A 13509-nucleotide genomic window follows, 5' to 3' on the forward strand; every position below is an offset into this window, starting at 1 on the left:
ACGGGTCGGCGGGGGAGCGGATGTACCGGACCGGGGATGTGGTGCGGTGGGTCGGTGACCCGGCGGGCCGGCTCGAGCTCGAGTATGTGGGCCGTTCGGATTTCCAGGTCAAGATCCGTGGGTTCCGCGTCGAACTCGGCGAGATCGATGCTGTCCTGTCCACCCATCCCGACATCGGCTTCGCCGTGACCGTCGCGCACACCGCCCCGTCGGGCGAGACCGTACTCGTCGCGCACTGCCACCCGACCGTCCCCGGAACCCTCGACCACGACAGTGTCCGAACTCATGTGGCGCAGCGTCTTCCCGCGCACATGGTGCCGACCTTCATCACCGTGCTCGACGAGATCCCCCTGACACCCGTCGGGAAACTCGACCGCAGCGCCCTGCCCGCACCGGACCTGACCCGCACCGGAACCGACCACCAGCCACCCGCCGAGGGACTCGAAACCGTCCTGGCCGAACACCTGAGTGCCCTGCTCGGACTCGACACCCTCTCGGCCACCGCGAGCTTCTTCGACATCGGCGGCAACTCGCTGATCGCGACCCGCGCCGTCGCCCGCCTCGGCGAACACCTGGGCCGCGACATCCCCGTGCGCGCCCTGTTCGAACACCCCACCGTGCGGGACCTCGCGGCGCACCTGCACTCAGCGGACAGCAACCCCGAGCACGTCGGGCCGCACACCGGGCCCACCGCGGGGCCACGCCCCGACCGCATTCCGTTGTCCCCGGCCCAGCAGCGCCTGTGGTTCGTCAACCAGTTCGACACCACCTCCGCCGCGTACAACATCCCCCTCGCGATCCGACTGAGCGGGCACCTCTCCCGCGCGGCGCTCGGCACTGCCCTGCACGACGTCCTCGCCCGGCACGAGGCGCTGCGCACCGTGTACCCGGCCACCGCCGACGGACCCCACCAGCGCATCCTCGCCGCCGACGACGTGCCGCTCACCCTCGATGTGGTGCCCGCCGGCGCCGACACGGTCCTGGCCGCGGTCACCGAGTTCGCGTCGGCCGGCTTCGATGTCACCGTCGATGTACCGTTGCGGGCCCGGGTGTTCGCGCTCGGACGCGACGAGCACATAGCGGTGCTGGTGGTCCACCACATCGCCGCCGACGGTTCGTCGCTCGCGCCGCTGGCCCGCGACCTGATGATCGCCTACCAGGGCCGCACCCGCGGTGACGCCCCCTCCTGGACACCGCTGCCCGTCCAGTACGCCGACTACGCCCTGTGGCAGCACGACCGGCTCGGCGACCCGGCCGACCCACAGTCCCTCACCGACACCCAGATCCGGTTCTGGCGCGACACCCTCGCCGAGCTGCCCGAAGTGTTGCCGCTACCCACCGACAGGCCCCGGCCCCCGCAACAGTCGTTCCGCGGTGACGTGGTCCGCTTCCCGATCGACGCGGCGCTGCATCAGCGGCTCACACAGCTCGCCGCGGCGCACGGCACCACCGTGTTCATGACGATGCACGCGGCCTTGGCGGTGCTGCTCGCCCGGTTGTCGGGCACCGACGACATCGCCGTCGGCAGCCCCGTCGCCGGCCGCGGGCACCGCGACCTCGACGACGTGGTCGGCATGTTCGTCAACACCGTGGTGCTGCGCACCCCGGTGTCGGCGGCAGCGACCTTCACCGAACTGCTCACCGACGTCACCGACCGCGACCTCGACGCCTTCGCGCACACCGACATTCCGTTCGAGACCGTGGTCGAGACCGCCGACCCGATCCGCTCGACCGCACATTCCCCGCTGTTCCAGGTGTCCCTCGAATTCCAGAACACCGAACGCGCCGCGCTGGAACTGCCGCATCTGACGGTGCAGGGTGTGCCGCTGGACCCGACCGTGTGCAACTTCGACCTCGAACTGCTCGTCGCCGACGCCGGTGGTGTCTTCGACGCCGGGGCCGGCGGGGGCGGGCTCGAGGCTGCGTTCGTGTACGCCACCGACCTGTTCGACGCCGACACCGTCGCCGGGTTCGCGGCGCGTCTGACCCGGCTGCTCGACGCCGTCACCGCAGATCCGGAGATCCCGGTCGGTGACATCGACCTGCTCACCGGCCTCGAGCGCGACACCCTGGTGCCCGCCTGGGGCCCCGACAGTGTCGGTGCCCGGTTGTGGCCGGATCTGCTCGACGACGCCGTCGCTGTCGACCCCACCGCCGTCGCGGTCGTCGACGGAGACCGCACCATCGCCTACCACGAACTCGACCGTGCCTCGACCGCGCTGGCGTGGCTGCTCCTCGACCGCGGCGCCGGCCCCGACACCGTGGTGGCGCTCGCGTTGCCCCGGTCGATCGATTCGGTGACCGCCGTGTGGGCAACCACCCGCAGTGGTGCGGCATTCGTGCCCGTCGACCCCACCTATCCCCCCGAGCGGATCGAGTTCATGCTCACCGACAGCGCCGCGACCGTCGGGATCTCCGACACCGCGCACCGCGGCGCCCTCCCCGAGACCGTGGACTGGATCGTGCTCGACTCCGACGAGATCCGCGCCGACCTCACCACCCGCGACACCACCGCGATCACCGATGGGGATCGCCCGACGCCGCTGCGCGCCGACCACGGCGCCTACCTGATCTACACCTCCGGTTCCACCGGCCGCCCCAAAGGGGTGACCGTCACCCACCGCGGACTCGCCGACCTCGCCGCCGAGGAACGCGACCATCTGCTCGTCGAACCCGGCAGCCGGGTCTCGCACCTGGCCTCGCCGAGCTTCGACGCGTCGATCTTCGAGATGATGATGGCGCTGTCCGCCGGGGCGAGCCTGGTGATCGTGCCGCCCGGCGTGTACGGCGGCGACGATCTCGCCGCGGCACTGCGCGCCCACCGCGTCGACCACGCCTTCATCACCCCCACCGCGCTCGCGTCCGTCGACCCGGCGCAGGTCCCCGACCTGCACGTCCTGCTCGTCGCCGGTGAGGCATGCCCACCGGAGCTCGTCGACCGCTGGGCCGACGGACACCGCATGATCGACGCCTACGGACCCACCGAGGCGACCATCATGACCTCGCTGACCGACCCCCTGCGCGCGGGGCAGCCGGTGACCATCGGCCGCCCGTCGCGCGGATTCCGGTCCCTGGTGCTCGACGCGCGGATGCGGCCCGTCCCGGCCGGGGTGCCCGGCGAACTGTATGTGGCCGGCCCTGGCCTGGCGCGCGGTTATCACGCGCGGCCGGATCTGACGGCGGGTCGGTTCGTCGCCGACCCGTACGGGTCGGCGGGGGAGCGGATGTACCGGACCGGGGATGTGGTGCGGTGGGTCGGTGACCCGGCGGGCCGGCTCGAGCTCGAGTATGTGGGCCGTTCGGATTTCCAGGTCAAGATCCGTGGGTTCCGGGTCGAACTCGGCGAGATCGACACCGTTCTGACCGGCCACGACCAGGTGGTGTTCGCGCACACCCTCGGCCACACTGCTCCGTCCGGGGAGACCGTGCTCGTCTCGTACGTGCGTGCCGCCGAAGGCACAGCTCCCGACCCGGCCGCGTTGCGCCGGCATGTCGCCGAACACCTGCCCGGTCACATGGTGCCGACGGTGATCATCGTCCTCGACGCGATCCCGCTGACCCCGGCCGGGAAACTCGATCGCCGCGCGCTGCCCGCACCGGACTTCACGGCACGGGCCGCCGAGGGCCGCACCCCCGACACCGACCTCGAACGTCTCGTCGCGGAGGTGTTCGCCACTCACCTGGGCCTGACGGCTGTGTCCGCCGACGACAACTTCTTCGATCTCGGTGGCACGTCGCTGCTCGCGACCCGCCTCGTCCCGGATCTGTCGCAGCGCTTGAACCGGCGGATCGGGCTGCCGGCGCTGTTCACCCATCCGACGGTCGCGGATCTGGCGCAGCATCTCGGTGGTGACGCGGACAACGGCACCGTCGACGACGCCCTGCGGGTACTGGTACCGCTACGGGAAGGCAGCACACCGGCGTTGTTCTGCGTGCATCCCGCGGCGGGTCTGGCCTGGGGATATGCCGGTCTCACCCAGCATCTCGGTGGCGAACGCGCCGTGTACGGGCTGCAGCTGCCCACCTTGAGTGGCTCCGGCACCGTCGACAGCATCCGCTCACTGGCTGTGCGTTACGCCGAGGAGATCCGCCGGGTGCAGCCGCACGGTCCCTACCATCTGCTGGGGTGGTCGCTCGGCGGAATCGTCGCCCACGCGGTCGCTGTCGAACTGCAACGCGACGGGGAGGTCGTCGACACCCTCGCATTGCTCGACGCCCACCTGAATGTGCCCGGCGGTACCGCCCCGGCGGTCAAGGACATGCTCCGCGACCTCGGTGTCGCCGTCAACGGCGGACCCGACCCCAGCTACGAGGATGCACTCGAACTGCTCGAAGTCACTTTCGGGGAGCTGTCGGGGCTGACCTCGCAGCACCTCGAGTGGTTGCACACCGGATCGGCGGCCGCGGCCCGCGCGGCGCGGCGGCATTCACCGGTGACCTTCCACGGTGACGTGTTGTTCTTCACCGCCACCCGCTCTGCCGGGTCGGTGCCCGCCGTCGCGGCGTGGCACGACATCGTCGACGGTGAGATCCATCAGTTCCGCATCGACTGTGAGCACCACGAGATGGTGGCGCCGCCCGCCGCGCAGGACATCGCGGCGGTGCTCATCGCGCGGCTCGAGGACAGTGATGCGACTGTCCGTCGCGGGCAGGGACGCTGGGGGATCGGTACGGAGATTTCGCATTGAGCGAGGCAGGCGTCGGAGTCAGGGGCAGCCCCACCACACAGCGATCGGCGGCGCACTCTCCGACCGACTCGACAATGTCCCTGGACCTCACCTCTCAGTGTGGTCGATGAGCTCAGTGTGGTCGATGAGCGATTCCAACGCATCGAGGACCCGGTCGAGTCCGAATACCCACGCGGCCTCAGGGCTGTAGGAGGTGTTCATGACCTCCCCGGCGGCGGCGCCCACTCGCCGGGCGAGCGGGAATTCGTCGCCGAGATACGCAGCGAGGCGCCGGTGCCAGGAAGACCACACCTCGGCCATGTCGGCCGCGCCGGGATCGGGGCGGCGCGCCTGCGCCGACGCACGGGTGTAGTCGGCGACGAAGGTCAGCGCCGCGTCGCGGTCGATGTCGGTCAGCGCGGTGTCGTCGAAGGCGTGCAGGTCGTGGTCGTAGGTCGCGATGGTTCCGGGCCCCAGGGCGGTGCGCTGGTCGGTGACGTCGAGCAGCCACCAGTGCGCGGTGTACAGCGCGAGGTCGGCTTCGGCGACCTGCCGGACACGTGTGCGCCAGTGTTCGCCGGCGTACGGGCTCCGCGGCCGGCCCGCGCGGGCGGCGTCGACCATGAGCACCAGTAGGTCGTCGCGGGAGCCCACGTGGGTGTACAGGGCCATCCCGGAGACGCCGAGGTCCGCGGCGAGCCGGCGCACCGTCACCGCAGTGAGGCCTTCGGTGTCGGCGAGGGTGATGGCGGCCGAAATTGCTTGTGTGGTGGTGACTTTCGCTTGAGGTCCGCGGGTGCCGCCACGCGGCGCGTCGGGGTGGTCGCGCCACAGCAGGTCGATCAGGTCGCGGGCCATCGGGTCTCTCCTGAAGTCGGGGTGCATCCTCCGCGATAACTCTATACACTGAATAATGTATACGTTGCATAAGGTTTATCTACTCCATGGAGGTCACCATCCACATCACCGGCACCGCCCTGTCCCTCAACGTCGCCGACACCGCCGCCTCCGCCGAGTTCGCGAAGGCGCAGTTCGGGTTCACCGAGGCCATGTCCGACGACGGCTTCGTCTCCCTGCAGCACCCGAGCGCGGGGCTGAACATCGTCTTCCTGCGCACCGGGTTGGACACCTTCAAACCCGCCACGATCGCAGGCCCCGCCGGTCAGGGCATGTTGATCGCCTTCGTCGTCGACGACCTCGACACCGAATACGCCCGCATCGCTGCCGCGGGCGCCACGGTGATCACCGCGCCGGAAACTGAACCGTGGGGAGAGCGCTACTGCCAGTTCGCCGACCCCAACGGCATCGTGTGGCAACTCGTGCAGTGGGTCTGACAGGACCTGGACATGAATTCAACGCATGTTATTACATGTCGAATATGCGTTGGATTTATGTCATGCGGGTCACTTCAATGGAGGCATGCCCAGCAGCCCTCCCGTGATGTCGGACCTCGACCTCTTCGCCGACGACATCCTCCCCGACCCCTACCCGACGTTCGCGGCACTACGCGACCTCGGCCCGGTCGTATACCTGCCCACCAACAACGTCTATGCCCTGACCCGCTACGACGTCATCCGCGGCGCCCTCGCCGACACCGACACCCTCTCCTCCCGCACCGTCGGGTTCAACCCGATGGCGAACGACGCACTGCGGGGCACCTCCCTCGCCTCGGACCCTCCCGTGCACACCGAACTCCGCGCCACCCTCACCGAGAACCTGTCCCCCCGCGCCCTGCGTGGACTGAAAGGCACCATCGAGGCCAAGGCCCACGCACTCGTCGCCGACCTGGTGGCGAAAGGATCCTTCGAGGCCATCGACGCGCTCGCCCGCGCCTTCCCCCTCGAGATCGTCGCCGACCTCATCGGATTCACCGGCACCGTCCGCGAGAACATGCTCCGCTGGGGCCAGGCCGCCATGGAGGTCCTCGGCCCGAGGAACCAGCGCACCGCCGAGAACTTTCCCATCGCAGGGGAACTCTACGCATGGTGCTCCCAGGTCACGGCCGACGATCTGACCCCCGGATCGGTCGGACGCGGAATCTTCGACGCCGAGGCGCGCGGCGCCGTGCCACCGGGTGCCGCCGGCCACATCATCCACCAGTACCTCGGCGCAGGAGTGGACACCACGATCGCGTCGATCGGCAACATCGTTGCGCTGTTCGCGGCGCACCCCGACCAGTTCGACCTCGTCCGCGCCGACCCCACCCTGGTGCCTGCCGCGTTCAATGAGGTGCTGCGCTACTGGGTTCCGCTGCACGCCTGGGGTCGCGCCGTCACTCGCGACGTGGACATCGACGGCACCGTGATCCCCGCCGGGGCACAGGCGGCGATCCTGTTGGGTGCCGGCAACCGCGATCCGCGCCACTTCGACGACCCGGACACCTTCCGCATCGAACGCAACCCGGTCGATCACCTGTCCTTCGGGTACGGCCCGCACGGATGCGCCGGACAGGGACTGGCCCGCCTCGAAGGCCACGCCGTCATCGCCGCCCTGGCCACTCACGCGTCCCACCTGGTCGCCGGTGACCCGATCCGCAAACCCAGCAACACCACCCGTTCGATCGACCGACTCGAGATCCTGGAGGTCCTCCCGGCATGAAGATCACACTCGACCGTCCCCGCTGTGAAGGCCACGGACTGTGCGAAGAGGCCGCACCGCAGTTGATGCACCTCGACGACGACGGTGAACTCGTCGTCGACGTCGTCGAATTCGCCGCCGACGACCCCCACGCGACCGCCGCCGGCGCCGCTGTACGCGTGTGCCCTGTCGCAGCCCTGGCGTTGTCGTCATGAGCGGCGGCGCGTCGATGCGGCGCGGCATGCACCGCATCGTGGTGGTCGGTAACGGCATTGCCGGACAGACTGTCTGCGACAGCCTGCGCACCACCGGGTTCGCCGGAGAACTGACCATCGTCGGCGACGAGAGGCACGGCGCATACTCGCGGCCCGCGCTGTCGAAGGCACTGCTCGTCGACGGCGGCTCACACGAACTCGCGGCCCCCACGCACGGGGCCACCGAACTGCTCGGAGTGCGCGCCGTCGGCCTCGACGTCGCCGCCCACCGGGTCCGTCTCGGCGACGGCACCGAACTGCCCTACGACGGGGTCGTCATCGCCAGCGGTGCTCGCGCCCGCCGACCGGACGGCGGCGCGCTGACCCTGCGCACCCTCGACGACGCGCTGCTCCTGCGCGAGCGACTCGCATCCCGCCCGGCGGTGGTCGTCGTGGGTGCCGGCCCGCTGGGTATGGAGGTCGCCTCGGCCGCGACGCAGGCCGGATGCACGGTCACCGTCGTCGCCGACACCGACCCGATGCGCCCCCAACTCGGCCCTTATCTGTCGGGGGTGTTCACCACCGCGGCCCTGGCCGCGGGCGCCACGATCGTCTACGGCACCGCGACCGGGATCGACACCAACGGCGTCACCTGCGGCGACGGGACCCGCATCGAGGCCGACCTCGTCGTCGCGGCGATCGGTGACATGCCCAACCTCGAGTGGCTCACCGACTCGGGCCTGCTCACCGACGGCCGCCTGGTCACGGACTCGCGGGGCCGGGTCGCGCCGGGCATCGTCGCGGCCGGGGACGTCGCCGCCCTCCCGATCCGCGGGAGCGTACGCCGGGTCCCATTGTGGAGCAGCGCGGTCGAACAAGCCAAGGTCGCTGCGGCCGCATTGCTCACCGGCGACTCCGCACCCGAATTCGATGCTGCACCGTACTTCTGGACCGAGCAGTTCGGGCTCCACCTCAAGGCGGTCGGGCACCTGCCGGTCACCGGCGCCCCCGACTTCCTGGTCGGTGCAGATCCGCACGGATCGGCACTGATGCACTGGCGCCACCCCGACGGGCACGGGGTCGCGGTCGCCGTCGATCACCGCATCTCCATCCCGAAACTACGGCGCGCCGCAGCGACCGGGCAGGTGGCCGCCACCGGGAAAACCGCCGCGTAGAGTCCGCCTGGATGACTCCACCTACGGATCACCGGTCCGACCCCGACCTCGCGCGCCTTGCCGCGGTCAACCTCAATCTGCTGGTTCCGCTGCTGGCGTTACTCGAGGAAGGGTCGGTCACCCGCGCGGCGGCACGGGTGGGCATGACCCAACCGGCGATGAGTCACGCACTGAACCGGATGCGGCGCCTGATCGGGGACGATCTGGTGACCCGGCAGGGGAGCGGCCTGGCCCTCACCCCCCGCGCGCTGGAACTGATGGCTCCGCTGCGGGAAGTACTGCGGCACACCGCGCGAGTCGTGAATTTTCCCGGCTTCGATCCCGCACGTGACGGCCGCACCATCACGGTGGCCATGACCAGCAGCACCGCGTTCGTGCTCGGCCCCGCGTTGGCGCGGCTGATCGCCGAGCGCGCCCCGCATGCGACACTGCGGATCCGCAACTTCGTCGAGCCGCAGGCCGGCGACTTCACCGACGACGGCGTGGACGTCGTCCTGCTGTCCGAGGCCTTCACCTCGCCCCACCCGCGCGAGCGGCTCCACGAGAACCGGTGGGTGGTCATCGCCCACCCCGACACCGATTCCGACGCCTCCGCGCTGGATCTGCTCACTTCGCTGCCACATGTCGCGTACGACTCGCAACACCGGGTGCCCCCGTACGCCGCGTTGGACGCGCAGGGCGTGCAGTACCGCATCGGACGGTTGATCTCCGACTTCCTTCTCGTGCCGCACCTGGTGGCGACCGCCGGGGGCGTCGCGGTGCACACCTTCCGGGTCGCCGCCGCGATGGGGGAGCGGATCGCCCTGCGGGTCGAGGAGTTTCCCCTGCCGGTGTCACCGTTGGGTGTGGACATGGTGTGGAATCCGCATCTGGCGGATGCGGAGTTCATCGACTGGTTGCGCGCGATCCTCGTCGAGGCGTCCACATTCGGGTCGGGCGCATTGGGGTCGGGCGGCTGACCGTCAGGTGTTCGTGGCGAGCAGATGACACCAGGAGTCGGTCAGTTCGTCGAGGCAGATCTCGCGGGGAGTGTTCCAGCCGACGGAGAAGTAGCGGCGGGACAGGTGCTCGAGCTGGCCGAATGCCAACACGCAGCGGATCCGGCGACGATCCTCCGCGAAACGATCCGCGCGGTTCAACCCTTCGGTCATCTCACCGACCGCGTCCTCGAACCACTGTTCGGTGCGCGCGGCGACGTCCGGTTCGTGGGCGGCCTGATACGACGCTGTGAGATAGGGCTTGATCTCGTCCCACTGGCTGAATTTGCGGTCCAGATAGGTGCGGATCTCCGCACGTGAACCGGAGGCGACGACCTCGGTCAAGGTGGGGTCGTCGGGTGCGGTCAGGATCGCGTCGGCCTTCGTCAGTAGCGCACTGATCACTTCGGCCTTGGATGAAAAGTGCAGGTAGAAGGTGGTACGTGTCGATCCGGCGGCGGTGGCGATGTCATCGATCGTGGTCGCCGCGTAGCCCTTCGACCCGAACAGGTCGAGCGCCGTCGTGAGGAACAGTTCGTAGGTCATCTGCTTCTGGGCGGCACGGAGCGACATGGGCCCTGATCTTAGCGGCCCGGGGCTGCGCGCACCCACCGAGTACAAGCATCGAGGCCAGTCAAATATCGAAACGTGAAGGTACACTTCACACCGAAAACTCACTTGACTCTATGTAATCTTAATGGCTACTGTGACCACTACCACGCCGAACCGGCATGCCATCGATCGAAAGGAAATGCCGATGAGTGGCGCCCCCACCCCCATCGCCACCCCCACCGTCCGCACGATCCTCGGTGACGTACCCGCCGACCAGCTCGGCGTCACCTCGATCCACGAAGCGATCCTGTCGGTCCTACCCGGCGCCCAGTACGCGTTCGACCTCACCCTCGACCGAGTCGAGATATTCGACACGCTCGAAGTGAAACTGAACGAATTCAAGGCGGCCGGCGGCGGCACCCTCGTCGACGCAACCGGCCAGTTCCACGGCCGCGACCTCCGGCTCCTCGAGGCGCTCTCCCGCGCCACCGGCGTCCACATCGTCGCGTCCACAGGCCAGGGTCCCGAGTCCATGCTCGGTGGCTACTTCCTCACCCCGCAGACCAACCCACCCACCCCGTGGCCGGCAGAGAAGTGGGCCGCACTCTTCGCAGCCGAGGTCAGCGAAGGCATGGTCGTGCCACGCGTCGAACGCCGCGGCGCCGCCGGTCTGATCGCGACCGCAGTGACCCGCCGCGGAGCGACCGCGACCGACATCGAGCTTCTGCGCGGCGCCGCCCGCGCCGCGCAGCAGACCGGTGTCGCGGTCTCGTTCCTCTGCGGCTCCGATGCGCTCGGCGAACTCGAGTTCGTCCTGGCCGAAGGCCTGGCCGCCGACCGCATCGTGGTGGGCAGCGTCGACCGCCTCGGCGCCGACGGACTCGCGCAGAAACTCGCCGAGCGTGGCGCGTACGTCGCGATCGATCACATCGGCACCGAAGGCCGCCACGAGGGCAACCTCGGCGACACCGAATACCTGACCGACGCCGAGCGTGTCGCGCTCGTCGCCGAACTCGCGACAACCGGCCACGCCGACAAGGTCCTGCTCGCGAGCAGCGCCACCGGCGCCGCCTTCGGACACCCCACCACCGAGGTCGCCTTCGCTCATGTCCTGAGCAGCTTCGTGCCTGCGCTGACGGCCGCGGGCGTCGACGACGACACCGTCCGGCAGATCCTCGTCACCAACCCGGCGGTGCTGCTCGCGGTGCGCTGAGCACCCCGCGGACCCGACTCTCTCGAACACTGAGGTGAACCCATGCCCCACGTCAACACCGTCCTCGGCGCCGTCCCGGCCGCCGAACTCGGCTTCGTCGCCGTCCACGAACACATCGGCTACGGCATGCCCGGCTCCGAACTCGACACGCAGTGGTGGAAAACCCCCGAGCAGCGCTACGAGGAAACCGTCCCGAAACTGCGGAAATTCCACGAGAACTCCCTGCCGTACGGCGCAGCCACCTACGTCGACGCCACCGGCATCTGCAACGGCCGCGACGTGAACTACTACCAGTCACTCTCGGAGAAAACCGGCGTCCACATCGTCGCCTCCACCGGATTCGTCGGCGGCGACACCGCCCTGCCGTTCTTCGAACGAGCCGGCGTCGACTACCTCACCGACCAGTTCCTCCACGAGATCACCGTCGGCATCGGCAACACCGGCGGCAAGGCCGGCATCATCAAGGTCGGCGTGAGCCGCGGCTTCAAGATGAAAGACCTCGACCTGCGCATCTACCGGGCCGCCGCCCGGGCCGCGCTGGCCACCGGGGTACCGATCTTCACGCACCTGGCCGTCGATGTCGAACCGGCCATCGACATCTTCCGGGAAGAGGGGCTCCCACTCGACCGGGTCCTGTTCGGTCACGCCGACGACGGTGTCAGCCAGGGCAAGGTCCGCGACCGCTGGATCGCCGAGCAGGGTGGACGCATCGGCTTCGACACCTTCGGCTACGACCTCGAACTGCCCGACCCACCGTTCTGGGGCCGTCCACGCCGAGAACGCCTCGACCACTTCCTCGGCTACCTGCGCGACGGCCTGGTCGACCGGGTGCTGGCCTCGGCCGACGCCAACTGCAGCCCACTGGGCTGGCCCGGGGTGAAGGGCCACACCGTCAACTACCTCTTCGACACCCTCATCCCCGCCCTGCGTGAGGCCGGTGTCGACGAGGCCACGATCCACCGGATCTTCGTCGAGCTCCCCGCGGACTTCCTCTCCGTCAAGACCTTCGCGACCACGAACTGAGAAAGAGCACCCCATGGACGTCCAGAACCTCAACATCGCCGTCGTCGGAGCGGGCTACGCCGGTGCCGCCACCGCCAGGGCCCTGATCAACCTCGGCGCGAATGTCACCGTCTACGAGCAGGCCTCCGCCGTCGGCGAGGTCGGTGCCGGCATCGGCCTGCGGCCCTCGTCGCTCGCTCAGTTCCGCAAGCTCGGTATCCTCGGCGATGTCGAGAAGGTGACTTCACCCAGCGAGTCCTTCGAGATCCTCACCGCCACCGGCAATCTCATCGCCGACGAGACATGGCCCGAAACCGACGAATACAGCACCACCACCCGGTTCGTGCACCGCGCCGACTTCATCGACGTCCTCACCGGGGTCCTGCCCCACGGTGTGGTCAAGCTCGGCCACCGCCTCGAGACGGCCGTCGACAACGGCACCCACGCCACCCTCACCTTCACCAACGGCGAGACGGTCACCGCCGACCTCGTCATCGGCGCCGACGGCATCCGATCCCGCGTGCGCACCGAACTGTTCAGCACCGCAGAACCCGTCTTCGCCGGCGAACACGCATACCGCGTCATCGTCGACAACGACAAGACCCACGGCATACCGCTGGACAGCAAACTGCGCATGTATCTCGGTCACGGCACCAAGGTGTACGTGCTCCCGCTGCCGCATCGCGGCCAGGTGTCCTACGACGTCACCGCACTTGCCGCCGACCCCACCCCGGCCCCGCAGATGACCCGCGACAACCTGCTCGCCACGCTCGACGGCTTCGACGAGCGACTCGTCGCGATCGCCCGCGACCTCGACTGGGGCCAGGTCAACATCCGGGCTGTCTACGACATCGACCCCATCGAGCGCTGGCACTCCGACGCCGTCGTCCTCGTGGGCGACGCCGCCCATGCGATGTGCCACCACCAGGGGCAGGGCGCCAACTCGGCCGTCCTGGACTCCGGCGCACTCGCCGACGCTCTCGCCGCCGCCGACACGGTCCCCGCCGCGCTCGCCGCCTACCAGGCCAGGCGCAAGCCCATCACCGACGAACTGCAGCGCCTCTCCCGGCTCGGCTGGTCCGAAGACGAAGTCAACACCGTCTTCCCGGGCCAGAAGCCCGGCGAGATCGCATCGACGATCGAGGCCTGAGC

Annotated in this window: 11 protein-coding genes; 9 read left to right on the forward strand and 2 right to left on the reverse strand. The window is 69.3% G+C overall.

All coding sequences use genetic code 11. The features are described from left to right. Window positions 1-20 precede the first annotated feature (20 nt). Window positions 21-4688, forward strand: coding sequence for an amino acid adenylation domain-containing protein (locus tag Q7514_RS00005; protein WP_330131237.1), 4668 nt, complete (start codon window positions 21-23; stop codon window positions 4686-4688). An 87-nt stretch (window positions 4689-4775) separates the two neighbouring features. On the opposite strand, the gene Q7514_RS00010 is transcribed toward Q7514_RS00005, so the two are convergent. Then, window positions 4776-5525, reverse strand: a complete 750-nt coding sequence (locus Q7514_RS00010; RefSeq protein ID WP_330131238.1) for a TetR/AcrR family transcriptional regulator — start codon at window positions 5523-5525, stop codon at window positions 4776-4778. A gap of 98 nt (window positions 5526-5623) precedes the next feature. Between Q7514_RS00010 and Q7514_RS00015 the strand changes: the two genes are divergently transcribed. From Q7514_RS00015 to Q7514_RS00035, 5 genes are all read left to right on the forward strand, one after another. Beyond that, window positions 5624-6001, forward strand: a complete 378-nt coding sequence (locus Q7514_RS00015; RefSeq protein ID WP_330131961.1) for a VOC family protein — start codon at window positions 5624-5626, stop codon at window positions 5999-6001. 85 nt (window positions 6002-6086) lie between these two features. Then, entirely contained in the window at window positions 6087-7265 is a 1179-nt protein-coding gene (locus Q7514_RS00020; RefSeq protein ID WP_330131239.1) for a cytochrome P450, read from the forward strand. Then, window positions 7262-7459, forward strand: a complete 198-nt coding sequence (locus Q7514_RS00025; protein WP_330131240.1) for a ferredoxin — start codon at window positions 7262-7264, stop codon at window positions 7457-7459. The genes Q7514_RS00020 and Q7514_RS00025 overlap by 4 nt, the downstream gene beginning before the upstream one ends. Continuing rightward, a complete protein-coding gene (locus Q7514_RS00030; protein ID WP_330131241.1) occupies window positions 7456-8613 on the forward strand; it encodes an NAD(P)/FAD-dependent oxidoreductase in 1158 nt (385 codons plus the stop codon). Before Q7514_RS00025 ends, Q7514_RS00030 begins: the two co-directional genes overlap by 4 nt. An 11-nt stretch (window positions 8614-8624) precedes the next feature. Next, window positions 8625-9572: a LysR family transcriptional regulator gene (locus Q7514_RS00035; protein ID WP_330131242.1), complete on the forward strand. Its 948-nt coding sequence runs from the start codon at window positions 8625-8627 to the stop codon at window positions 9570-9572. Window positions 9573-9575: 3 nt separating this feature from the next. On the opposite strand, the gene Q7514_RS00040 is transcribed toward Q7514_RS00035, so the two are convergent. Next, complete coding sequence (locus Q7514_RS00040) at window positions 9576-10163, reverse strand: TetR/AcrR family transcriptional regulator (protein ID WP_330131243.1); 588 nt, start codon at window positions 10161-10163, stop codon at window positions 9576-9578. A gap of 184 nt (window positions 10164-10347) precedes the next feature. Between Q7514_RS00040 and Q7514_RS00045 the strand changes: the two genes are divergently transcribed. From Q7514_RS00045 to Q7514_RS00055, 3 genes are read left to right on the forward strand one after another with little or no spacing between them, the layout of a single operon-like run. Next, window positions 10348-11355, forward strand: coding sequence for a phosphotriesterase family protein (locus Q7514_RS00045; RefSeq protein WP_330131244.1), 1008 nt, complete (start codon window positions 10348-10350; stop codon window positions 11353-11355). A 42-nt stretch (window positions 11356-11397) separates the two neighbouring features. Then, window positions 11398-12378: a phosphotriesterase family protein gene (locus Q7514_RS00050; protein ID WP_330131245.1), complete on the forward strand. Its 981-nt coding sequence runs from the start codon at window positions 11398-11400 to the stop codon at window positions 12376-12378. Between the two features lie 13 nt (window positions 12379-12391). Then, window positions 12392-13507: an FAD-dependent oxidoreductase gene (locus Q7514_RS00055; protein ID WP_330131246.1), complete on the forward strand. Its 1116-nt coding sequence runs from the start codon at window positions 12392-12394 to the stop codon at window positions 13505-13507. The last annotated feature ends 2 nt before the right edge of the window (window positions 13508-13509 follow it).

Source organism: Rhodococcus artemisiae (genome assembly GCF_036327795.1).
Taxonomy (GTDB): Bacteria; Actinomycetota; Actinomycetes; order Mycobacteriales; family Mycobacteriaceae; genus Rhodococcus; species Rhodococcus artemisiae.

Excerpts from the sequence above, each read along its gene's own strand:
- Q7514_RS00030 (WP_330131241.1), top strand. The coding sequence starts at position 7,456 with ATGAGCGGCGGCGCGTCGATGCGGCGCGGCATGCACCGCATCGTGGTG.
- Q7514_RS00005 (WP_330131237.1), top strand. The coding sequence starts at position 21 with ATGTACCGGACCGGGGATGTGGTGCGGTGGGTCGGTGACCCGGCGGGC.
- Q7514_RS00040 (WP_330131243.1), bottom strand. The coding sequence starts at position 10,163 with ATGTCGCTCCGTGCCGCCCAGAAGCAGATGACCTACGAACTGTTCCTC.
- Q7514_RS00045 (WP_330131244.1), top strand. The coding sequence starts at position 10,348 with ATGAGTGGCGCCCCCACCCCCATCGCCACCCCCACCGTCCGCACGATC.
- Q7514_RS00035 (WP_330131242.1), top strand. The coding sequence starts at position 8,625 with ATGACTCCACCTACGGATCACCGGTCCGACCCCGACCTCGCGCGCCTT.
- Q7514_RS00025 (WP_330131240.1), top strand. The coding sequence starts at position 7,262 with ATGAAGATCACACTCGACCGTCCCCGCTGTGAAGGCCACGGACTGTGC.
- Q7514_RS00055 (WP_330131246.1), top strand. The coding sequence starts at position 12,392 with ATGGACGTCCAGAACCTCAACATCGCCGTCGTCGGAGCGGGCTACGCC.
- Q7514_RS00050 (WP_330131245.1), top strand. The coding sequence starts at position 11,398 with ATGCCCCACGTCAACACCGTCCTCGGCGCCGTCCCGGCCGCCGAACTC.
- Q7514_RS00020 (WP_330131239.1), top strand. The coding sequence starts at position 6,087 with ATGCCCAGCAGCCCTCCCGTGATGTCGGACCTCGACCTCTTCGCCGAC.
- Q7514_RS00010 (WP_330131238.1), bottom strand. The coding sequence starts at position 5,525 with ATGGCCCGCGACCTGATCGACCTGCTGTGGCGCGACCACCCCGACGCG.